At 72.0% G+C, this 20,626-nt stretch carries 19 protein-coding genes; 9 read left to right on the top strand and 10 right to left on the bottom strand.

What is annotated here, in order from left to right:
* Positions 1–21: 21 nt before the first annotated feature.
* Both KUA19_RS35730 and KUA19_RS35725 read left to right on the top strand, forming a co-directional pair.
* Positions 22–663 (top strand): class I SAM-dependent methyltransferase, encoded by a 642-nt coding sequence (locus KUA19_RS35730; protein WP_217403330.1) that lies wholly within the window; start codon positions 22–24, stop codon positions 661–663.
* A gap of 97 nt (positions 664–760) precedes the next feature.
* Positions 761–1,996 carry a threonine/serine exporter family protein gene (locus KUA19_RS35725; protein WP_217403329.1) on the top strand — a complete coding sequence of 412 codons (1,236 nt, stop codon included), beginning with the start codon at positions 761–763 and terminating at the stop codon, positions 1,994–1,996.
* A gap of 86 nt (positions 1,997–2,082) precedes the next feature.
* Here the strand turns inward: KUA19_RS35725 and KUA19_RS35720 are convergent, their stop codons facing one another.
* Both KUA19_RS35720 and KUA19_RS35715 read right to left on the bottom strand, forming a co-directional pair.
* Entirely contained in the window at positions 2,083–4,575 is a 2,493-nt protein-coding gene (locus tag KUA19_RS35720) for a DEAD/DEAH box helicase (RefSeq protein ID WP_217403328.1), read from the bottom strand.
* 15 nt (positions 4,576–4,590) lie between these two features.
* Positions 4,591–5,115, bottom strand: a complete 525-nt coding sequence (locus tag KUA19_RS35715; RefSeq protein ID WP_217403326.1) for a PadR family transcriptional regulator — start codon at positions 5,113–5,115, stop codon at positions 4,591–4,593.
* A 95-nt stretch (positions 5,116–5,210) separates the two neighbouring features.
* Between KUA19_RS35715 and KUA19_RS35710 the strand changes: the two genes are divergently transcribed.
* Positions 5,211–5,999: an alpha/beta fold hydrolase gene (locus KUA19_RS35710; RefSeq protein WP_217403324.1), complete on the top strand. Its 789-nt coding sequence runs from the start codon at positions 5,211–5,213 to the stop codon at positions 5,997–5,999.
* A 131-nt stretch (positions 6,000–6,130) separates the two neighbouring features.
* Here KUA19_RS35710 and KUA19_RS35705 read toward each other — a convergent pair whose 3' ends face one another.
* Positions 6,131–6,436: a hypothetical protein gene (locus KUA19_RS35705; RefSeq protein WP_217403322.1), complete on the bottom strand. Its 306-nt coding sequence runs from the start codon at positions 6,434–6,436 to the stop codon at positions 6,131–6,133.
* A 929-nt stretch (positions 6,437–7,365) separates the two neighbouring features.
* Here KUA19_RS35705 and KUA19_RS35700 point away from each other — a divergent pair.
* Complete coding sequence (locus KUA19_RS35700; protein ID WP_217403320.1) at positions 7,366–8,253, top strand: inositol monophosphatase family protein; 888 nt, start codon at positions 7,366–7,368, stop codon at positions 8,251–8,253.
* 141 nt (positions 8,254–8,394) lie between these two features.
* Here the strand turns inward: KUA19_RS35700 and KUA19_RS35695 are convergent, their stop codons facing one another.
* The gene (locus KUA19_RS35695; protein ID WP_217403318.1) at positions 8,395–9,576 is read right to left on the bottom strand and encodes a nucleoside 2-deoxyribosyltransferase domain-containing protein; all 1,182 of its coding nucleotides are present in this window, start codon (positions 9,574–9,576) and stop codon (positions 8,395–8,397) included.
* A 35-nt stretch (positions 9,577–9,611) separates the two neighbouring features.
* On the opposite strand from KUA19_RS35695, the gene KUA19_RS35690 reads away from it, so the two are divergent.
* Both KUA19_RS35690 and KUA19_RS35685 read left to right on the top strand, forming a co-directional pair.
* A complete protein-coding gene (locus KUA19_RS35690; protein ID WP_217403316.1) occupies positions 9,612–10,289 on the top strand; it encodes a nucleoside/nucleotide kinase family protein in 678 nt (225 codons plus the stop codon).
* Between the two features lie 87 nt (positions 10,290–10,376).
* Positions 10,377–10,808: a CBS domain-containing protein gene (locus KUA19_RS35685; protein ID WP_217403315.1), complete on the top strand. Its 432-nt coding sequence runs from the start codon at positions 10,377–10,379 to the stop codon at positions 10,806–10,808.
* A 66-nt stretch (positions 10,809–10,874) separates the two neighbouring features.
* Here the strand turns inward: KUA19_RS35685 and KUA19_RS35680 are convergent, their stop codons facing one another.
* The 4 genes from KUA19_RS35680 to KUA19_RS35665 form a co-directional block, all read right to left on the bottom strand.
* Entirely contained in the window at positions 10,875–12,518 is a 1,644-nt protein-coding gene (locus tag KUA19_RS35680) for a monocarboxylic acid transporter (protein ID WP_217403314.1), read from the bottom strand.
* The gene (locus KUA19_RS35675; protein WP_217403313.1) at positions 12,515–12,862 is read right to left on the bottom strand and encodes a DUF485 domain-containing protein; all 348 of its coding nucleotides are present in this window, start codon (positions 12,860–12,862) and stop codon (positions 12,515–12,517) included. The genes KUA19_RS35680 and KUA19_RS35675 overlap by 4 nt, the downstream gene beginning before the upstream one ends.
* Before the next feature lie 306 nt (positions 12,863–13,168).
* Positions 13,169–13,924, bottom strand: coding sequence for a LytR/AlgR family response regulator transcription factor (locus KUA19_RS35670; protein WP_217403388.1), 756 nt, complete (start codon positions 13,922–13,924; stop codon positions 13,169–13,171).
* Between the two features lie 5 nt (positions 13,925–13,929).
* Positions 13,930–15,117 carry a sensor histidine kinase gene (locus tag KUA19_RS35665; protein WP_217403312.1) on the bottom strand — a complete coding sequence of 396 codons (1,188 nt, stop codon included), beginning with the start codon at positions 15,115–15,117 and terminating at the stop codon, positions 13,930–13,932.
* Positions 15,118–15,314: 197 nt separating this feature from the next.
* Between KUA19_RS35665 and KUA19_RS35660 the strand changes: the two genes are divergently transcribed.
* Both KUA19_RS35660 and KUA19_RS35655 read left to right on the top strand, forming a co-directional pair.
* Complete coding sequence (locus KUA19_RS35660) at positions 15,315–16,796, top strand: sodium/solute symporter (RefSeq protein ID WP_217403311.1); 1,482 nt, start codon at positions 15,315–15,317, stop codon at positions 16,794–16,796.
* Between the two features lie 10 nt (positions 16,797–16,806).
* Positions 16,807–17,193 carry a hypothetical protein gene (locus KUA19_RS35655; protein WP_254550631.1) on the top strand — a complete coding sequence of 129 codons (387 nt, stop codon included), beginning with the start codon at positions 16,807–16,809 and terminating at the stop codon, positions 17,191–17,193.
* A gap of 22 nt (positions 17,194–17,215) precedes the next feature.
* Here KUA19_RS35655 and KUA19_RS35650 read toward each other — a convergent pair whose 3' ends face one another.
* Both KUA19_RS35650 and KUA19_RS35645 read right to left on the bottom strand, forming a co-directional pair.
* Positions 17,216–19,012, bottom strand: a complete 1,797-nt coding sequence (locus KUA19_RS35650; protein WP_217403307.1) for a DUF6311 domain-containing protein — start codon at positions 19,010–19,012, stop codon at positions 17,216–17,218.
* Positions 19,013–19,106: 94 nt separating this feature from the next.
* Positions 19,107–19,883: a pirin family protein gene (locus tag KUA19_RS35645; protein WP_217403305.1), complete on the bottom strand. Its 777-nt coding sequence runs from the start codon at positions 19,881–19,883 to the stop codon at positions 19,107–19,109.
* A gap of 88 nt (positions 19,884–19,971) precedes the next feature.
* On the opposite strand from KUA19_RS35645, the gene KUA19_RS35640 reads away from it, so the two are divergent.
* On the top strand, positions 19,972–20,469 hold the full coding sequence (locus tag KUA19_RS35640) for a MarR family winged helix-turn-helix transcriptional regulator (RefSeq protein WP_217403304.1): 498 nt from the start codon (positions 19,972–19,974) through the stop codon (positions 20,467–20,469).
* Positions 20,470–20,626: the final 157 nt, after the last annotated feature.

Here is a 20,626-nt window from a genome sequence, read left to right as displayed (position 1 = left end):
CCCTGGCTATGCTGCGTCCGCATGGGGGACAGCAGCATCGGTTACTGGGAGACCGCGGGCGCCACGAAGACGTACAGCCACCCGCTGCGACAGTCCTGGCTGGACGGTGTGCCGCGCGAGGCGCGGGTGCTGGACTTCGGTTGCGGCTACGGCCGGGTGATGAACGAGCTGGCCGGGCAAGGTTTCACCGACCTGACCGGCGTCGACGTGTCGGAGTCGGCGGTGCGTCGGGGTCTCGCGGCCTCGGCCGGGCTGGACCTGCGTGTGATCGCGCCGGGCGCGGCGCTGCCCTTCCCGGACGGTTCCTACGACATGGTGCTGCTGTTCGCGATACTCACCTGCGTGCCGTCCGACGCCGCGCAGGAGGCCCTCGTCGCAGAGCTGATCCGGGTGCTCGCCCCGGGCGGCCTGCTCTACGTCAGCGACGTGTCGCTGCAGGACGACGACCGCAACCGCGCCCGCTACGCCGCCCACGCCGCGACATCACCGCTGCCGTACGGCACCTTCGTCACCGATGACGGCGGGGTCTGCCGCCACCACGAACCGGCTCGCCTACGCACCCTGCTGTCCGAATGCGACCTGCTGCGCGAGGAAACCGTCCTGGTCACCACCATGAACGGCAACTCCAGCCAAGCCCTGCAGCTACTCGCCCGCAAGCGGTGACGCACCCTCCCGCCTGGGGCGTCAGGTAGCGAAGGACCCCTTCCCTACCTGTGGACGGGGGGTTCTGTGGGGGAGGATCTTGCGCGATACTGCGGCGGTGACGCTGCCCCCCGAGGACATGCTGGAGTTCTTCCGCAAATGCGGTGCCGCCCTGTGCCTGGCCGGGGAGACGGCCAGCCGCATCCCGGAGGAGCTGTCGGCGCTGGCCGACGCGTACGGGCTGCGCGACGTGGAGTTCCTGGTGGTGCCCACCGGCGTGTTCGTACGGGTGGCCGGAGAGGGTGGGGTCACCGTCGACTTCGCCAACGCCGACAAGGCTCCGCTGCGGCTGGACCAGGTTGACGCGCTATACAAGCTGATGGAGCAGGTCAAGGCGGTGCCGGTGCCGCCCGCCGAGGCGATCGCGAAGCTTGAGCAGATCATGGCGGCGCCGCCACGGTTCGGCGCGGTCGTTTCCGTGCTCGGGCACGGGGTGCTGACCGTCGGGATCGGCCTGATGTTCGTCCGTGAGGCGCGGGCGCTGCTCATCCTGGCCGCGCTGGGCCTGCTGGTCGGCATCCTGCGGCTGCTGGCCGACCGGGTGCATGTGCTGTCGCTGGCGCTGCCGGTGGCCGCGGCGATGGCGGTGACCGTGGTGGCGTACCGGTTCAGCCCGCAGCTGGGCACCGAACCGGCGAGCCTGCTGATTCCGCCGCTGGCCACGTTCCTGCCGGGAGCGGCGCTGACGTTGGGCGCCCAGGAGATGGTGACCCGGTCGATCATCAGCGGTGCGAGCCGACTGGTCGCCGGGACGTACGTGCTGCTCCTGCTCACCTTCGGCATCTACGCTGGGATGCAGCTGGCCGGTCCGGTCCCGGCGGCGCCCCCGGTGGAACGGCTGGGCCTGTGGGCCGCCTGGGTGGGCGTGGTGGTGTTCGGGCTGGGCATCTACATCAACAGCTCCGCCCCGGCCCGTTCGCTGCCGTGGCTGCTGCTCACCCTGCTGATCGCGTACGGCGCGCAGTACGGCGCCGGGTTGCTGGCCGACAGCCTGTTCGCCGCCTTCGTCGGCGGGCTGGTCATCGTGCCGATGGCGATCGTGGTGCAGCGGCTGGGCGGGCCACCCGCGCAGGTGGTGTTCCTGCCCGCGTTCTGGCTGCTGGTGCCCGGTGCGCTCGGCCTGATCGGCACGACCGGCGCGACCGGGCTGCTCGCGCTGGCGCCCGGCGGCAAGTCCAACCTGGCCACCGCGCTGCTGACCGTGGTCGCGGTCTCGCTCGGCGTCCTGGTCGGCTCCAGCCTCATGGCCAACGTCAAGGAAAGTTCGCGCCTCGCGACCGCCCGCGCCGTCTGATGCGCACACGCCGTCCGCCAGGGGATGTTAAGAAGGGCCCCTTCCGCTACGTAAAGCGATAAGAGGGGCCCTTCCTTGCTTCGCTGTCAGAGCTGGCCGACGTCGGTGATGCGGACGACGGCGTGCCCGGCCTCGTCCGAGGCGGCGAGGTCGATCTCGGCGCTGATGCCCCAGTCGTGGTGGCCGTCCGGGTCGTCGAGGATCTGGCGGGCGAGCCAGATCTCGGCGCGCTGCTCCAGGATGAGCCGGGCGGGACCGCGCGCGTCGGGGCCGATGCCGATCTCGTCGTACAGCTCGAAGTACGGCGCCAGCGCCTCGTGCCACGCGTCGGCGTCCCAACCGGACTCCGCGTCGAGCTCGCCGAGCAGGTCCCAGCGCCGCCGCGCGGCGAGCTCGACCCGGCGGAACAGGGCGTTGCGCACCTGCACCCGGAACGCGCGCACGTTGCGGGTGACCGCGGGCGGGGCCGCCGCGGCCGCGGCGGCGAGCTTGTCGGCGGTCGAGGTGCCGGACTGCAGCTGCTCCCACTCGTCGAGCAGGCTGGAGTCGACCTGGCGCACCAGCTCGCCCAGCCACTCGATCAGGTCGAGCAGTTCGTCGGTCTTGGCGTCCTCGGGGACGGTCTGGCGCAGCGCCCGGTACGCGTCGGCGAGGTAGCGCAGCACCAGGCCCTCGGAGCGGGCGAGGTTGTAGAAGCTGACGTACTCGGTGAAGGTCATGCCCTGCTCGAACAGGTCGCGGACCACCGCCTTCGGGGACAGCCGGTGGTCGTCGACCCACGGGTGCCCCTTGCGGTACGACTCGAACGCGACCTCGAGCAGCTCCTCCATCGGCTTGGGCCAGGTGACACCCTCGAGCAGCGCCATGCGCTCCTCGTACTCGATGCCGTCGGCCTTCATCTGCGCGACGGCCTCGCCCTTGGCCTTGTCCTGCTGGGCGTAGAGGATCTGGCGCGGGTCCTCGAGCACCGCCTCGATGATCGAGACGACGTCCAGCGCGTAGCCGGGCGAGGTGGGGTCGAGCAGTTCGATCGCGGCGACGGCGAACGGCGACAGCGGCTGGTTGAGCGCGAAGCCGAGCTGCAGCACGTTGGTGACCCGGATGCGGCCGTCCTCGCTCTGCTCGACGATGCCCGCGGTGCGCAGCGCCTTGTAGATCGAGATGGCGCGGCGGATGTGCTTGCGCTGGGCCGCGCGCGGCTCGTGGTTGTCGGTGAGCAGGTGGCGCATGTTGGCGAAGGCGTCGCCGCCGCGCTCGATCACGTTGAGGACCATGGCGTGGCTGACGTGGAAGCTGGAGGTCAGCGGCTCGGGCTCGGCGGAGACCAGGCGCTCGAAGGTGGGCTGGGCCCAGCCGACGAAGCCCTCCGGCGGCTTCTTGCGGACCAGCTTCTTGAGCTTCTTCGGGTCGCCCGCGGCCTTGGCGGCGGCCTTCTCGTTCTCGACCACGTGCTCGGGCGCCTGCACGATGACGGTGCCCAGGGTGTCGTAGCCGGCCCGCCCGGCCCGGCCCGCGATCTGGTGGAACTCGCGCGCCTTGAGCAGCCGCATCTTCTGGCCGTCGAACTTGTTCAGGCCGGTGAACAGCACGGTGCGGATGGGCAGGTTGATGCCGACGCCGAGGGTGTCGGTGCCGCAGACGACCTTGAGCAGGCCCGCCTGGGCCAGCAGTTCGACCAGGCGGCGGTACTTGGGCAGCATGCCCGCGTGGTGCACGCCGATGCCGTGGCGGACCAGCCGGGACAGGGTCTTGCCGAAGCCCGCGGTGAACCGGAAGTTGCCGATCAGTTCGGCGATGGCGTCCTTCTCGGCCCGGGTGCACATGTTGATGCTCATCAGGGCGCTGGCCTGCTCCAGGGCGGCGGCCTGGGTGAAGTGCACGATGTAGATCGGGGCCTGCTTGGTGCTCAGCAGCTCCTCGATGGTCTCGTGCAGCGGCGTGGTGACGTACGAGTGGATCAGCGGGACCGGCCGCTCGCCGGAGCTGACCACGGCGGTGGCCCGCCCGGTGCGCCGGGTCAGGTCGTCCACGAACCGGGTGACGTCGCCCAGGGTGGCCGACATGAGGATGAACTGCACGTCGGGCAGCTCGATCAGCGGCACCTGCCAGGCCCAGCCCCGGTCGGGCTCGCTGTAGAAGTGGAACTCGTCCATGACGACCTGGCCCACGTCGGCGTCGGCGCCGTCGCGCAGGGCGAGGTTGGCCAGGATCTCCGCGGTGCAGCAGATGATCGGCGCGTCGGGGTTCACGGCCGCGTCGCCGGTCATCATGCCGACGTTCTCCGGCCCGAAGGCGGCGCACAGCGCGAAGAACTTCTCCGAGACCAGCGCCTTGATCGGCGCGGTGTAGAAGGTCCGCTTGCGCTGGGCCATGGCGGCGAAGTGGGCACCCAGCGCGACCATGCTCTTGCCGGAGCCGGTGGGGGTGCTCAGGATCAGGTTCGCCCCGGAGACGATCTCGATGAGCGCGTCCTGCTGGGCTGGGTACAGCGAGAAGCCCTGGCTCTCGGCCCAACCGGCGAAGGCGTCGTAGAGGGTGTCGGGGTCGGTGTCCGCGGGGATCTGATCAGTGAGCGACATGGTCCGCAAATTGTCTCACGTTTCGAGTTGGGCCAGCGCGTCGCGTAGCCACGCCTTCTCGGCGCGGCTGGTGGCGCGCGCCACCTCAAGCATGCCCCGCCGGAACAGGTCGGTCTGGTCGGCGGCCCGTTGCGGTCGCGCGTCGGTGTGGAAGAAGCTCGCGGGCTGCTCCAGGAAGTCCAGTCGGCGGCGCAGCACGGCGGCCTGGGCGTGGCGGTCGGGCAGGCGACCGAGGAACGCCAGCAGGGCGAAGAAGCGGGTGCTGTCGCTGAGGTCGAGGTCGGCGGGGTGGGTGAGCCGCCGGGTCAGCTCGGCGCGGCCCGCGTCGGTGAGTTCGAGGGTATGGCGCTGCGCGGCGGCGGGTCCGGCCTCGCGGCGGCGGGTGAGCAGCCCGGCCTGCTCCAGTCGGTTGATCGCCGGGTACAGCGTGCCGTCGCTGATCGGGCGGGCGTGGCCGACCAGGTGCGCGATGCGGGTGCGCAGCTCGTAGCCGTGCAGTGGCTGCTCGGCCAGGAAGCCGAGGATGGCGAGCTCGATCACATCCGCATTCTCCTTCTCGCGGTCTTCTTGCCTCGATTCGAGGTATGCCGCTAGCCTATACCTCGAATCGAGGCACCGACGAACGGGAGTTTTCCATGGACGTGCTCGGCTACGGCGGCGTACGGCTCAATGTGCTCGACCTCGGCGGCTCCGGCCGCGGCATCCTGCTGCTGCACGGCCTCACCGACCGGGCCTCCACCTGGACTGACACCGCCCAATGGCTAACCGCCCACGGTCACGTCTACGCCTACGACGCCCGCGGCCACGGCTACAGCGACAAGCCCGACGGCCCGTACGACCGCGACGCCTACGTCGGCGACGCCGCCGCGGTGATCGAGGCGCTGGAGCTGGGCCCGGCCCTGGTCGTCGGGCATTCGATGGGCGGCCTGACCGCCTGGCAGCTCGCCGGGCGCCGCCCCGACCTGGTGCGCGGCATCGTCGTCGGCGACATGAACCCGGTGACCCCGGCCGACGGCATCGCCAAGTGGCAGGCCTGGCTCGACGACTGGCCGGTGCCGTTCCCGACCCTGGCCCGGGTGCGCGAGTACTTCGAGGGCACCGACCCCGGCGAGGGCGGCGCGTTTCCCGAGGTGATGACGGGCGGGCCGGACGGCTGGCGGCCGCTGGTGCGTACCGAGCACGTGCTGGCGACGCTGGAGCACTGGATGGGCCGCGACCACCGGCCGGAGCTGGCCGAGGTGACCTGCCCGGCGCTGGTGGTGGCCGGTGCCGCGCGCGGGCGCCCGGTCGAGGGCCAGCGCGAGTCGGCCCGGCTGCTGCGCGGGCGCTACGTCGAGCTGCCGCGAGCCGGGCACGTGGTGCACTTCAGCGATCCGGCCGGGTGGCGGGCCGCGGTGGAGCCCTTCGCCGCCGAACTGGCCTGACCAGCGCGCGGGCCGTGGTTCCGAGTTGCCGGGCAATCGGGGGTATCGCGGTTCGGATACCCCCGATTGCCCGGCAACTCGCGAGCGAGCGGAGGGTCCGGGACATGGCCCGGACCCTCCGCCGTGGACCTTCAGCGCTTCGGGCTGTGCTTGGGCTGGTTGCCCTTCTTGGACTTCATCGACGTCGGCGCCGGAGCGGTGTGCTCGCGCTGGGCCGTGCCGGTGGCGACGGCGGTCGCCGCGGCCGCGCCCTGCTGCTGCGTACCCTGGTGCTGCGTACCCTGGTGCTGGATGCCCTGCGGGGACTCCTGGTGCTGGTCGGCCGGATGCGCGGCCATTCCGCCACTGGCGTGGTTCGCGTGCGGCTGGGCCGCGCGCGGTGCGTCGGTACGGCGGGTAGCGCGGTCGGGTCGGTTGTTCTTCGCCATTGTTGCCATGCCTCCTCGGCTGACGGCCGCAGCACCATGCTGAATCGGCCCAGGCTCACGCTAGGGGAGAACTGGCATCTTTCGGGGCTGAATGGACATACTCGACAGGTCGGAACGCCGAGGTCGCGGCCGCTGCCAACTCGTTGGCGGGCTGCCAACGTATCGCCTAGGAGTTAACCGCCGAGGCAGCAGGTCCACCGCCGACCGCCGACCGCCGCTGCCACCGGCTGCCCCGATTCGTCCAGCGTTGCCACGGGGGAGCGCTGGTGCACGCGCCGTTCGTGGGCCACCACCGCGCGCCACCCGCCGTAGGGCGGGAGCTCCGATCGACGCCGCCGGAGTCGTTGCGGCACAGCAGGTGCGTCACGCCGTCGCGGACCGCCTCGTCCATCGGGCCGGTGCCGCCACCCACCCGCAAGGTGCGCAACGAATTGGCCTGCAACAGTCCGAACTGGTGCGGCCGGTCGTCCCGTCCGGACATCCCGGCCAGGTCCGGGACCAGGCTTCGCCGCCCCAGATCGGCCGGGGCGTGCCAGGCGTCAGGGATCGTCTGTCCACGGCAGAGCCCGCCTGCCGAACGCGGCGACCGCGGCCAGCGCGCCGGTGCCCCTGGGCAGCCAGCCAGGACGTGGTGCCGGGGTGGCCGTAGGTCTGGCTCCGGCCGTGGCGCTTGTTACGGGACGCGCCGCCTGCCCGCGGCTCGCCGCGGCCGTAGTGCTTGTACGGGGAGGGTGCCGCCTGCCCGCGGCTCGCCGCGGCCGTAGTCCTTGTTCCAGGAGTGCCGTCTGCCCGCGGCTCGCCGCGGCCGTAGTGCTTGTTCCGGGAGGTGTTGCCCACTCGCAGATCGCGCGGTGGGTACCCGAAAGATCACGGCCGGTAAACGACGCGGCTACGTGCCGGTTGCGGTTACTTCACTCGCGTCGTGGCAGGCTGGGCGGGTGTTTGACGACAGGGATGTGGCTCGGGTCGAGCAGGTGGTGCGTCGGGTGGCCGCGGAGCAGATCATGCCGCGGTTCGGGCGGCTGGCCGACGCCGAGGTGAGCGAGAAGAAACCGGGCGATCTGGTCACGATCGCCGACCATGCCGCCGAGCGGGAACTGACCCGTGAACTCACGGCGCTGCTGCCGGGCTCGGTGGTGGTCGGCGAGGAGGCCGTCGCGGCCGACCCGAGCGTGCTGGAGCTGCTGAACGGCGACGCGCCCGCGTGGATCATCGACCCCATCGACGGTACGGCGAACTTCGTCGACGGCAGCCCGCGGTTCACCGTACTGGTCGCGCTGGCGCACCAGGGTGAGCTGCTCGCCTCCTGGACGTACGCGCCGGCGCTGGACCTGGTCGCGACCGCCCGGGTCGGTGGCGGTGCCTGGATCGATGGCGAGCGGGTCCGGGTCCGCCCGACCGGCCCGCAGCTGCGCCACCTCGACGTGACGGTGGCCAGTCCGCGCTGGTGGACCGAGCGGGACCGGCGTGGCTTCCACGCGCTGGCCCGCCGCGGCGTGTCGATGGCGTTCTACGACACCACTGGGCTGGACTACCTCGCACTGGCCCGGGGTGGCCGGGGTGCGATTGTGGTGACCTGGGACAACCCGTGGGACCACGCGGCCGGGCTGTTGCTGGTCGCCGAGGCGGGCGGGGTGGCGCGTACCGCCGCCGGGGTCCCGTTCCGCCTGGCGGGCGGCAACCCGCTGCCGCTGGTCGCCTCTGCCGACGCCGAGTGCACCGCCGCCGTCCTGGCCGCCTTCGCCGGGGAAGCGGCCGCCGAGCAGCCGCTCACTGTCGAACTACCGCCCCCTGCCCCGGAACCCCGCACTCCCGCGATCCGCTGACCCGCCCGCCCGCGTCGCCCCGCCGCCCGCCTCCGGCGGTCAGGAAGGGGCCCTTCCACAACGTATTCCGAGCCGAGCCGCCGCCCGTCTCGCTGACGCGAGCCGACGAAGCTGCCCTTCCTTACCTGAAGCTGCCCTTCCTTACCTAAGGACGGTGCTGACGAGGCCTACGGTGCCCCAGTCGACGTCGGGGTCGGTGAGCAGGGCGCCATAGGTGGTGATCTCGACGGTGGTGTGTTCGCCGTCGGCGGTCACGCCGTGTTCGCGGGGTCCGGTGGTCAGGGCGTCGAGTTCGGCCTCGGTGAGTTCGAGGCCGAACAGGTGGACCCGGTGCGCGGACAGGGTCGCGGCGACCTGGCGGGCGCCGTGGGCGCGCAGCCGCGCCGGGGCGACGCGCAGGCCGGTCTCCTCGGCCAGTTCGGCCACCGCGGTGGCCAGCGGGTCGACCGGTCCGGTGCCGGGGCGGGTGGAGCCGCCGGGCAGCTCGTGCACGTACCCATCGGTGGTCACCGCGCCGCTGCGGAACTCCCGGACCAGCACGACCCTGGTGTCGGCGGGCCGTGGCGCGGGCAGGTACGCGACCACCACGCTGATGTCCGGGCGGCCCAGCACCACCTCGTTGTCCTTGACCCGCCCTTCGGCGGTGACCTCGACGGCCACGTGTGCCGCCCAGAAGAACGGGCGCCCGTCGGGTCCGGGCCAGGTCCAGGCGACCCGGGCCGAGCGCAGCCGGTTGCCCGCGCCCTCCTGGGCGGCCAGCCAGGTGCGCAGCGCGGAGTCGCGCCACAGCGGCAGCGGCAGCCATCGGTGCGCGCCCGCGCGCCGCTGCCCGGGGGTCACCGTCGCCAGCGCGAACAGCAGGGTCCGGGCCAGCGTGTCGGCGAACGGCACGCCGTGCACCCGGGCGTAGTGCCGCAGGTAGCGCAGGCCCGGGGCATCGGATGGGGCGCCGAGCACGGCCCGACCGCTGCCCTCCCATCGGCCCCACTCGACGTTGGTGGTGAAGCCGGGCAGGGTGGCCAGGTCGCGCGGCACCCAGAACACGATCGCGTCGCTGAGGTGCAGCCCGGCGTCCTCCCAGGCCACCTGGGCGTCCCAGCCGTGCGGCATGCCGCCGGTCTCGGTCTCCGGCACGAACACGACCAGCCGTCCCGGGCCCTGCCACAGCTCGCGCAGCAGTTCGAGGGCTCGTGGGCGCCAGGAGGCGACGTCGGGGGAGCGGGGCGTCGGCCCGGCCAGGAACAGCGCGGCGTCCCACCAGCCGGGCGGCTCCTGCCCGGCGTGGACGACGACGACCTCGGCGGGTTCGTACGGGGTGGACATGAGGGCGGAGCCTAGCCGTTTCGCGTTACCGAGGAATGCTGCCCAGATTCCTAGGACGGAGTAGGGGGTGTGCCGGGCGGTACGGTGACCGAGTGCGAGCGATCTCTCCGCAGCGGCTGCGGGACGGGCTGACCGAACGCGTCGCCGGGCTGGCCGAGCAGCGGGACTGGACCCGGGTGGCCGTCGACGGGGCGGCCGCGACGGCGCCGGACGAGTTGGCCGCCGACCTGGTCGCGCCGCTGCGGGCACGCGGGCACGCGGTCCTGCATGTGCGTACGGCCGACTTCCTGCGCCCGGCCTCGCTGCGCCTGGAGTTCGGCCGGACCAACCCTGACTCGTTCTACGAGGGCTGGGTCGACGAGGCGGGACTGCGTCGCGAGGTGCTCGACCCGACGGGGTCCGGAGGCACCGGCCGGGTGCTGCCGAGCCTGTGGGACGCCGCGATCGACCGGGCGACGCGGGCGCCGTACCAGACGCTGCCGCCCGGGTCGGTGGTGCTGGTCAGTGGGGCGTTCCTGCTCGGTTCCGGGCTGCCGTTCGAGCTGACCGTGCACCTGCGCGCGTCGGCGGCGGCGCTGGCCCGCCGTACGCCGCCGGAGCAGGGCTGGACGCTGCCCGCGTACGCCCGCTACGACGAGGAGGTCGCCCCGGACACCTTCGCCGACGTCGTCGTGTCGCTCAACGATCCACGTCACCCCGCGATAGTGGCCTGACCTGCGACGATGTCTGTCGATTAACGTGCGCGCGGGTCGGGCGCCAGCGCAGGATGAGCCCCAGGGGACCGTTCGAGGGGGGTTGCCATGACGACGGCGAAGCAGATGATGCATTTCGGGGTGCAGTGCGTGCCCGAGAGCGAGACGCTCGACCGGGCCGCGCAGATGATGCGGGACCTGCAGGTGGGCTCGCTGCCGATCTGCGGTGAGGACGACAAGCTACGCGGGATCATCACCGACCGCGACATTGTGATCAAGTGCATCGCGGCGGGCAAGGATCCGGCCAAGATGACCGCGGCCCAGTTGGCGCAGGGCACCCCGATCTGGGTGGACGCCAAGGCCGACGAGAACGAGGTGCTCAAGCTGATGGAGCAGCACAAGATCCGCCGAATTCCGGTGATCGAGGACCACCAGCTCGTCGGCATGATCAGTGAGGCGGACCTGGCCCAGCACCTGGACCACGACAAGCTGGCCCACTTCGTGGAGACGATCTGCAAGGCGCCGCCGAGCCGGGCGTGACGCCGTACGCGTGACAAAGGTGGCGCGGGTCCTGCCAGACCCGCGCCACCTTTCCTCGTGCGGTGCTCAGTGCGCGCCGTGGCCGGTCAGCGACCGGACCTCCAGCTCGGCGAACTTGGCCGCGTCGGCGGACTCGCGCGACAGCATGGTGCCGATCCAGCCGCACAGGAAGCCGACCGGAATCGAGATGATGCCCGGGTTGGACAGCGGGAACCAGTGCCAGTCGGAGTCCGGGAACATCGCCGTCGGGGTGCCGGACACGACCGGCGAGAAGAACACCAGCACCACGGCGGTGATCAGGCCACCGTAGATGGCCGCGGTGGCCCCGGCGGTGGTGAACTTCTTCCAGAACAGCGAGTACAGGATGGCGGGCAGGTTGCCCGAGGCCGCCACCGCGAACGCCAGCGCCACCAGGAACGCCACGTTGAGGCTCTGCGCGAAGATGGCCAGCACGATCGCGACCGCGCCGATGGCGAACGCGGAGATGCGGGCGACCTTCACCTCGCCGCCCTCGGTGACCTGACCCTTGCGCCACACGTTGGCGTAGAGGTCGTGCGCCAGCGAGCTGGACGAGGCCAGGGTGAGCCCGGCGACCACGGCCAGGATGGTGGCGAAGGCGACCGCGGCGATGACGGCCAGCAGGGCCGCGCCGCCGTTGGTGCCGCCGAAGAACTTCTCGCCCAGCGCCTGGGCCAGCTGCGGTGCGGCGGTGTTGCCGCTCTTGTCCTGGCCGGTGATGGCCGCGCCGCCGACCATGGCCGCGGCGCCGAAGCCCAGGGCCAGGGTCATCAGGTAGAAGACGCCGATGATGCCGATGGCCCACAGGACGCTCTTGCGGGCCGCCTTGGAGTTGGGCACGGTGTAGAAGCGGATCAGGATGTGCGGCAGGCCCGCGGTGCCGAGGACCAGCGCGATGCCGAGCGACAGCAGGTCCATCTTGTTGTAGAAGGTCTGCGTGGCGTCGCCGGCGACCTCCTTGCCGTACCGCAGCCCGGGTTCGAGGAACGCCGCGCCCTTGCCGGACTTCTCGGCCGCGCTGCCGAGCAGGTCGGACAGGTTGAACTTGAACGCCGCGAGCACCAGCACGGTCATCAGCGCGGCGCCGACCATGAGCAGGAACGCCTTGACGATCTGGACGTAGGTGGTGCCCTTCATGCCGCCGACGGTGACGTAGACGATCATGAGGATGCCGATGAAGACGATGGTGGCGATCTTCGCGGTGGCGGCGTCCATACCCAGGAAGGTCTGTCCGGGTTTGATGCCCAGCAGCAGCGCGACCAGGGCGCCCGCGCCGACCATCTGCGCCAGCAGGTAGAAGATCGACACGGTGATGGTGGAGATGGAGGCGGCGACCCGGACCGGGGTCTGCCGCATCCGGAACGCCAGCACGTCGGCCATCGTGTACTTGCCGGAGTTGCGCAGCAGTTCGGCCACCAGCAGCAGCGCGACCAGCCAGGCGACCAGGAAGCCGATGGAGTAGAGGAAGCCGTCGTAGCCCGAGAGCGCGATGATGCCCGCGATGCCCAGGAAGCTGGCGGCCGACATGTAGTCGCCGCCGATGGCCATGCCGTTGGCGAAGCCGGAGAACGAGCGGCCGCCGGCGTAGAAGTCGGTGGCGGTGCGGGTCTGGCGGCTGGCCCAGATGGTGATGGCCAGCGTGATCAGCACGAAGACGACGAACAGGACGATGGTGAGGGTACGGGCGCTCACTGGTCGCCTCCTTCCAGCTCGGCCTTGATCTGCTCGGCGACGGGGTCGAGCTTGCGGTCGGCGTAGCGGGCGTACAGCCACGCGATGAGGAACGTGGAGACGAACTGCAGCAGCCCGAAGATCAGGGCGACGTTGATGTGATCGCCGAGGACGACCTTGCCCATAAAGCCGCGCGCGTACGCCGAGAGGATCACGTAGAGCGCGTACCAGGTGAAGAAGGCGATGGTCATCGGGAAGACGAAGCGTCGCAGCGCGCGGCGCAGCCCGTCGAATTCGGGGCTCGCGGCCACCTGCTCGTAGCGGTCGGGCGCGGCTGCGCTCGTCTCAGGAGCGTCGGTGCTCATGTGTCACCAGCCTGTGGGGAGGGGAACGGTTCAGCGCAGGCTAGGACTGGTGATCGCCCGCCGGTACGGGCAAATCGGGCGCGGCGGCCGCACGCGCCGAACGGTAGCGCCCACGCGCCCAGCGGCTCACCCCCCTCGCCGAACGGCACCCCCGAGGGGGTAAGGAAGGGCACCTTGTTATCGCTTTCCGATGTAGAAGGGCCCCTTCTTAACGCCGCTGCGCATAAGCGACGGCGGGTGGCGGCGTGCGGCGGCGTGCGGCGACGGGTGGCGGCGTGCGGCGGCGGGGTGGCGTGGCCCGCGCCGTCAGGCGGTCCAGTGCTGCTTGGCCGGGCGGATGAGCCGGTCCTTGAGCGCGCGGGTGTGCCGCCGCGCGACCGGGAGCTGGTGGCCTTCCACGGTGACGACGTACCCGGAGCCGGTCAGCCGCAACTCGGTGACCAGGTCCAGCCGGACCAGGTACGACCGGTGGATGCGCAGGAAACCGGCCTCGGTCCAGCGCTCCTCCAACTGGGTCAGCGACACCCGGACCAGGTGTGAGCCGTCGGCGGTGTGCAGCCGGGCGTAGTCGCCCTGCGCCTCCACCCAGCACACCGCCGAGCGGGGCAGCAGCTTGACCACGCCGCCGAGCTCGACCGGGATGGTCACGTCCGCCCCGGCCGGGTCAGGGGCGGGCCGTTCGCCGCCATGGCCGCGTTCTGCCAGCACCCGTCGCAACGACTCGGCGATCCGTTCGGGCCGTACCGGCTTGCGTACGTAGTCGACGACGCCGAGGTCGAACGCGTCGGCGGCCCGGTCGTCGTAGGCGGTGACGAAGACGACGGCGGGGGAGCGGGCGAAGCGCTGCAGCAGCCGGGCCAGGTCCATGCCGTCCAGGCCGGGCATGCGCAGGTCGAGGAAGACCGCGTCGACCTCGGTGTCGCGCAGGACGCGCAGCGCCTCGGTGGCGTCGGGGGCGGTGTGCACGTGCCCGACCCGGGGGTCGTTGCGCAGCAGGTAGGCCAGTTCGTCGAGGGCCGGGGGCTCGTCGTCGACGGCCAGGACCCGCAGCGAGGGTTCCATCGAGGTCATGCGCGGCTGCTCCGGTGGAATTTGGGGATGCGCAGGCTGACGCGGGTGCCCGCGTCCGGGGCGGTCTCGACGACCAGGCCGTACGAGTCGCCGAAGACCGCCCGCAGCCGGTCGTCGACGTTGCCCAGCCCGACGTGGCGGCCGGGTTCGCCGTCGCCGACGGGCGCCGGGTTGAGCAGGATGGCGGGGTCCATGCCGACGCCGTCGTCCTCGACGATGATCTCGCAGTCGGCACCGGCGTCGGCGGCGCTGATGCGGATGGTGCCCATGCCGGGCTTGGGGTGCAGGCCGTGCCGGACGGCGTTCTCGACCAGCGGCTGCAGGCACAGGAACGGCACCTCCACCGGCAGCACCTCGGGCGCGACCCGAAGCCGCACCTGCAGTTTCTCGCCGAAGCGGGCCCGTTCGATGGTGAGGTAGCGGTCGATGGAGCGCAGCTCCTCGGCCAGGGTGGTGAAGTCGCCGTGGGCGCGGAAGGAGTAGCGGGTGAACTCGGCGAACTCGAGGATCAGCTCGCGGGCGCGTTCGGGGTCGGTGCGCACGAACGAGGCGATCGCGGTGAGGGCGTTGTAGACGAAGTGCGGGCTGATCTGGGCGCGCAGGGCGCGTACCTCGGCGCGGGCGGAGCGGGCGCGTTCCTCCTGGAGTTCGGCCAGTTCCAGCTGCAGCGCCATCCAGTGGGCGGTCTCCAGCACCACCCGCAGCAGGCCGGGGGAGGGTCGGGCGTCGGTGACGGCGACCAGCGCGGCGGTGGGCGCGCCGGTGCGTGAGGGCGGGGTGACGGTGGCGGCGACGACGCCGCGGACGGGACAGTCCAGGCGTACACAGGACAGTTCGTCGGCGTGCAGCAGCACGGGCCGTTCGGTGGCCAGGGCGCGGCGGGCGGCGGCGAGCACCGCGTCGCGATGGTCGGTGCCGGCACCGTCGTGGGCGATGACGCCGTTACGGTCGGCCAGGGCCAGCCCGGCGGTGCCGACGAGGGTACGCAGATGCTTGAGCGCCTGCGCCGCGGTGTCGTCACGCAGGCCCTGCCGCAGCGGCCCGCTGGCCAGCGCGGCCGAGTGCAGCACCTGGTAGGTGGCCCGCTCGGTCGGCGTGATCACCCGGCGACGGCCGCGCAGCATCACTGCGGCGGTGGCCGCCACCACGGCGACCACCGCGGCCACCCCCAACGCCGGAAGCATCCCCCGATGTTGCCCTGCCGCCGCCGGAGAGGGAAGGGCACCTTCTTATCGGAATACGTTGTGGAAGGGCCCCTTCCCGACCGCCGGAGGCGCTCGGCGGGCGCCTGGGCGTCCCGGTGGGGCCGGGATGGGCGGCGGATGGGCGGTGTGGGCGGTGGGTGGTGCGGGGGCGGTGCGGCGGTTACGATCCGACGGCTGTGAACCCCTACGCCCTGTTCGCCGTCACGACCGTCACCGTGGTGACCGTCGTGATCGGAGCATGGGGTGTGCGCCTGGTGCGCGGCACGTCGGATCTGCTGGTGGCGTCGCGGATGGTGAGCCCGACGCAGAACGCGGCCGCGATCGGCGGGGAGTATCTGTCGGCGGCGAGCTTCCTGGGCGTGGCCGGGCTGATTTTGGCGTACGGCGCGCGCATGCTCTGGTATCCGGTCGGGTTCGCCGCAGGCTACCTGGCGTTGCTGCTGTTCGTGGCGGCGCCGCTGCGCCGGTCGGGCGCGTTCACGCTGCCGGACTTCTGCGAGGCGCGGCTGGGCTCGCCCCGGCTGCGGGCGCTGGCGACGGCGTTCGTGCTGTTCATCGGCTGGTTCTACCTGCTGCCGCAGTTGCAGGGGGCGGGGCTGACGTTCGGGATCGTCACCGGCGGTCCGCACTGGCTCGGGGTGGTGCTGGTCGGGGCGGTGGTGACCGGCAACGTGGCGTTCGGCGGGATGCGCTCGGCCACGTACGTGCAGGCGTTCCAGTACTGGCTGAAGCTGACCGCGATCGCGGTGCCCGCGTTCTTCCTGCTGGCCCGGTGGCGCTCCGACGGCAGCCCGTCGATCCCGGCCGATGCCGCGTGGGCGGCGCCGACGGGCGGGCTGGTCGGGACGTACTCGCTGATCCTGGCGACGTTCCTGGGCACGATGGGGCTGCCGCACGTGCTGGCCAGGTTCTACACCAACCCCGACGGGGCGTCGGCGCGGCGCACCACCGCGATCGTGCTGGGCCTGGTCGGCGTGTTCTACCTCTTCCCCGCCGTGTACGGGGTGCTGGGCCGGATCTACACCCCGCAGCTGGTGGGCGGGCGCAATGACACCGTGGTGCTGCTGCTGCCCGGGGCGGCGCTGGGGCCGGGCCTGGCCGCCGACTGCCTGGGTGCGCTGGTGGCGGCCGGGGCTTTCGCCGCGTTCCTGTCGACGTCCAACGGGCTGCTGACCTCCGTCGCCGGGGTGCTGGCCAACGACGTACGGCTGCCGGGGTGGCTGACGCGGCGGGCGGCCGGGCCACTGACGGCGTTCCGGTTGGCGGCGCTGGTGGCCGGGGCGGTGCCGACGCTGCTGGCGCTGGCCGTACACGGGCTGAACGTGTCGCAGGTGGTGGGGTTGGCGTTCGCGGTGGCCGCGTCGAGCTTCTGTCCGCTGCTGGTGCTGGGCATCTGGTGGCGCGGGCTGACCGCGGCGGGGGCGGCGGCGGGGATCCTGGCCGGGGGCGGCAGCGCGGTGGTGGCGGTGCTGTGGACGGTGTTCGTCCCGCCCGCGCCGGGCCTGGCCGCGGACCTGCTGGCCCAGCCCGCGGCGTGGACGGTGCCGTTGTCGTTCGTGGTGATGACGGCGGTGTCGGCGGCGACCCGGCGCCGCGTCCCGGCCGGGGTGGGTGCGATGCTGCTGCGGCTGCATGCCCCCGAAACATTGCGGCTGTAGGTTGGCGGACATGAGCGAACGGGTGCGCGTCGACCTGGCCGCCCACCGCCGGACCCGGACCGCGCCGGGCGCGCACGTCGAGCTGGTGGAGCAGACCCCGGTCGGTGACGTGCTGGTGCGCGAGCTGATGCGGGTGCAGTTGGGGCTGGCGTTGCGACTGGCCGGGGTGGTGGCGGTGACCCTGGGCGGGCTGCCGCTGGTGTTCACGCTGTGGCCCGCCGCGACGCGGGTCAACGTGGCCGGGATGGGCCTGCCGTGGCTGCTGCTGGGCGTGGTGGCGTTCCCGTTCCTGGCGGCGGCGGGGTGGGTGTACACCCGGCTGGCCGAGCGCAACGAGGCCGACTTCGCGGCCCTGGTCGGTCGCCCGGCGGAACCGGCGGCCCAGCGCCGCGGCTGACCGCCGCGGCGCCGGATGCCGGTCAGCGTCCGCGCACGTCCCAGACCCACACGTCGCCGACGGCGGTGCCGGGGCCGTAGAGGGCGTCCATGACCGTGTGCAGCTGGGCGGCGGCGCGGTGGGCCACCGGGAGCACCAACGCGTCGGCCTTCCAGTACCTGGCGTCGGCCAGGGCCTGGGCGCGGTCGGCGTCGGTGACGTCCGTGCCGCGCTTACCGGCCGCCACGTCGGTCAGCAGCACCGAGGTGGGCTGCGGGATGGCGCCCCAGCGCCCGGTGCTGTCGGTGGCCGAGGTCGGGCCGAGGAAGTAGCCCTGCGGGACCGCGAACCCGGTCAGCGCCCGCGCGCTCCAGTTGAGTGAGACGTAGTTGTCGATCGGCACCGGGACCAGGGTGTGGCCGGGGGCGACGTACTGCTTCCAGGTGCCGGCGGTGATGAACGCCGGGACGTGCGGGCGCGCCTTGACCGGTAGCGGGGTGGGTGCGATCGGCAGTAGCGCGGCGGCCAGTGCGAGCACGTACAGCGGGCGTGGCGGCAGGGCGCCCAGCCGGGGCGGGTCGGTGATGATCCGGTCGGTGGCCAGGGCCAGCAGCAGCCCGACCGTCACCGTGGTGATCAGGGCGAACCGGGCCGGGACCACGGAGTCCATCACCGGCAGGTGCTCGATCAGCGCGTATGGCCCGGTGAACCAGGACCCGCCCCGATGCCACCCGATCTCGGGGCCCAGCGACAGCAGACCGGCGATCGCGCCGGCGACGGCCAGGACGCGGACAGCCAGGTCGCGGCGCAGCCACACCACCAGGACGGCGACCAGCAGCAGCAGGGGCCAGCCAAGGAAGCTGGTCTCCTCGGTGGCGTTGGGCGTGAAGCCCTTGCCGCTGCCCGGCCCGCCCGCCAGGGACTGGCTGGCGAACTTGAAGAAGGCGCCGAGTCCCAGTGCGTGCTCGCCCGCGAGCGGGTGTCCGGTGCGGTGCTGGGGTCCGGCGAACTGCATCCACATCGGGTACGCGGCGAAGGCCAGCACGATCACCCCGGCGATCGCGAGGCTGCCCAGGGCGCGGGGGGCGGCCTTGACCGCTTCGCGTCGGCGCAGGACGGCGTAGGCCAGGGCGGCCATGCCGCAGCCGAGCGCGGTGAGGAACAGGACCTCCAGGCCGAGGAAGAACTGGACGGTGATCAGGGCGCCGAGGACCAGGCCGCGCCGCAGCACCGGCCCCGGGGTCGTCAACCGCACGACCTGCCACAGGATGAACGGCAGCAGCCACTGGGCGGTGATGTGCGGGTGTCCGCTGGACTGGGAGATGATGGCGGGGCAGAAGCCGAGGAAGGCTCCGCCGAGCGCGGCCGCCCACGGCGAGCGGACCACGTGCCGGGACAGCACCCAGTACCAGGCGTACGCGGTGGCGACCAGGTTCATCGTCATGATCAGCAGGTACGACGCCGTCGCGCCCAGGAGCAGGGTGATCGGGGCGGTCAGGAAGCCGAGCAGCTGCAGCCCGACGTTGGTCACCAGGTTCACCCCGAGCGGGGCGTTCTGCAGGCTGGTGAAGAACGGGTTGGTGGGGTCGGTGAGGGTGTGCGCGTCGTTGGCGAGCATCCACTCGTTGAAGAGCTGGTCGGGCGGTTGCACCCCCAGGTAGAGGCCGCGCGGGTGCGGCCAGACCCGCCAGGTCACCAGCAGCACCAGACCCACATAGGCCGCCAGGGCCAGCGCGTCCGTCCGCCACGGGACTCTGCGTTTGCCGGTGGCGGCAGTGGTGGGCGCCGCGGCCGTGGGGTCGGCGGCGGTGGCGGCGGTCGTTACGTGGGGGGCGGTCACCGCACGATCCTAAACATCTTCGCGTACGGCGTCCGCCCCTCCTGCCGGGCGATCATGACGGTCGCGCGGGCGGAGGGGCGGGGTGCGGCGCAGGTCACGATGCGATGGTGGCGTGCATCTGCCAGACCAGCACCTCGGCGTCGGTGGTGGCGGTCAGGCGCTGGCCGCCGCTGGCGGTCAGCCGTACCGCGTCGCCCTGCGCCAGCGGCCCGGCCTGCTCCAGCGCGACCTCGCCGCGGGCGACGAACACGTGCAGGTACGGCGCGTGCGGCAGCTCCGCGCTGTCACCGGACCGCAGCCGCGCCACCTGCAGCGCGGCATGCCGGTTGCGGATGCGGATCGCCGCGGCGTCGCGGTGCTCCTTCATGCCGGAGGCGACGGTGACCAGGCCGCCGCGAAGCAGCTCGTCCTCGATCTCCAGCTGCTCGTAGCCCGGGGTGATGCCGTCGGTGTCCGGGACCACCCACATCTGGATGAAGTGCACCGGGTCGGCGTGCCGGGCGCCCTGCAGCCGCCAGGAGTCGTTCTTCTCGGAGTGCAGGATGCCGGTGCCGGCGCTCATCCGCTGGGCCAGGCCTGGGTAGATCACGCCGGAGTGTCCGGTGGAGTCCTGGTGCACCAGCGAGCCGCGCAGCACCCAGGTGACGATCTCCATGTCGCGGTGCGGATGCGTCTCGAAGCCGAAGCCGGGCGTGACGATGTCGTCGTTGTTGACCAGCAGCAGGCCGTGGTGGGTGTTGCGCGGGTCCCAGTGCTGCCCGAACGAGAACGAGTGCTTGGAGTTCAGCCAGGAGATCCGGGTCTTGGCGCGCTCGCCGGCCGAGCGCACGTCGATGAGCTCCCGGCGGGGTGTGGCGGTGGACAGCCTCATGATCGCGACCTCCGTGTCGTTGCGGTGTCAACCAATGCAAGATACACGACATAATTGCGTCGTCAACTATTCCCGCTAGACTGTGCGCATGGCAGAAGTGCGCTGGCTCGACAGCGACGAGCAGGACACCTGGCGGGCCTACCTCGAGGGCACCCGGCTGCTCATACAGGCACTGGACCGCCAGCTGGAGACCGACTCCGGGGTCTCGTTCACCGATTACGAACTGCTGGTCCACCTGTCGGAGGCGCCAGGGCGGCGCATGCGCATGCGTGACCTGGCCGACGCTACCTTCTCCTCCCGTAGCGGTGTCACCCGAGCCGTCACCCGACTGGAAGCCGCCGGGTGGGTGCGCCGGGTCGAGTGCGACGACGACCGGCGCGGGATGCACGCCGAACTGACCGCCGCGGGCGCCCGCAAGCTCGCCGACACCGCCCCGGGCCACGTCGCCGCGGTGCGCCAGCACATGATCGATCAGCTGTCCGCCGAGGAGCGCGCGGCGATCCGCTCGTCGCTCGGTCGTATGCGCGACGGCCTGCGCCCTGGCCCCGGCCCTGGCCCCGGCCGTCCGGCCGAGCCGGGAGAGTAGTCCGACCGGTCGCGCCGGTGATCGGTGTTGTCGGTCGGAAAGTGGGTTTCGGCCCTCGGGCCGTGCAGTGTGCTGACCGGTAGTCGCGATCTTCGGGCCTGTTCCGGTCGATGATCGCCGTCGTCGGTCAAAAGGGCGTCCTACAGCCGAGATAGTG

Source organism: Catellatospora tritici (assembly GCF_019083965.1).
Lineage (GTDB): Bacteria > Actinomycetota > Actinomycetes > Mycobacteriales > Micromonosporaceae > Catellatospora > Catellatospora tritici.
This window is presented reverse-complemented; position numbering and strand designations above follow the sequence as displayed.

Coding starts and splice junctions, on each gene's coding strand:
- KUA19_RS35720 (WP_217403328.1), bottom strand. CDS start 4,575: ATGTCGCTCACTGATCAGATCCCCGCGGACACCGACCCCGACACCCTC.
- KUA19_RS35675 (WP_217403313.1), bottom strand. CDS start 12,862: ATGAGCACCGACGCTCCTGAGACGAGCGCAGCCGCGCCCGACCGCTAC.
- KUA19_RS35685 (WP_217403315.1), top strand. CDS start 10,377: ATGACGACGGCGAAGCAGATGATGCATTTCGGGGTGCAGTGCGTGCCC.
- KUA19_RS35695 (WP_217403318.1), bottom strand. CDS start 9,576: ATGTCCACCCCGTACGAACCCGCCGAGGTCGTCGTCGTCCACGCCGGG.
- KUA19_RS35710 (WP_217403324.1), top strand. CDS start 5,211: ATGGACGTGCTCGGCTACGGCGGCGTACGGCTCAATGTGCTCGACCTC.
- KUA19_RS35670 (WP_217403388.1), bottom strand. CDS start 13,924: ATGGAACCCTCGCTGCGGGTCCTGGCCGTCGACGACGAGCCCCCGGCC.
- KUA19_RS35665 (WP_217403312.1), bottom strand. CDS start 15,117: ATGCTTCCGGCGTTGGGGGTGGCCGCGGTGGTCGCCGTGGTGGCGGCC.
- KUA19_RS35655 (WP_254550631.1), top strand. CDS start 16,807: ATGAGCGAACGGGTGCGCGTCGACCTGGCCGCCCACCGCCGGACCCGG.
- KUA19_RS35645 (WP_217403305.1), bottom strand. CDS start 19,883: ATGAGGCTGTCCACCGCCACACCCCGCCGGGAGCTCATCGACGTGCGC.
- KUA19_RS35730 (WP_217403330.1), top strand. CDS start 22: ATGGGGGACAGCAGCATCGGTTACTGGGAGACCGCGGGCGCCACGAAG.
- KUA19_RS35640 (WP_217403304.1), top strand. CDS start 19,972: ATGGCAGAAGTGCGCTGGCTCGACAGCGACGAGCAGGACACCTGGCGG.
- KUA19_RS35705 (WP_217403322.1), bottom strand. CDS start 6,436: ATGGCAACAATGGCGAAGAACAACCGACCCGACCGCGCTACCCGCCGT.
- KUA19_RS35690 (WP_217403316.1), top strand. CDS start 9,612: ATGCTGCCCAGATTCCTAGGACGGAGTAGGGGGTGTGCCGGGCGGTAC.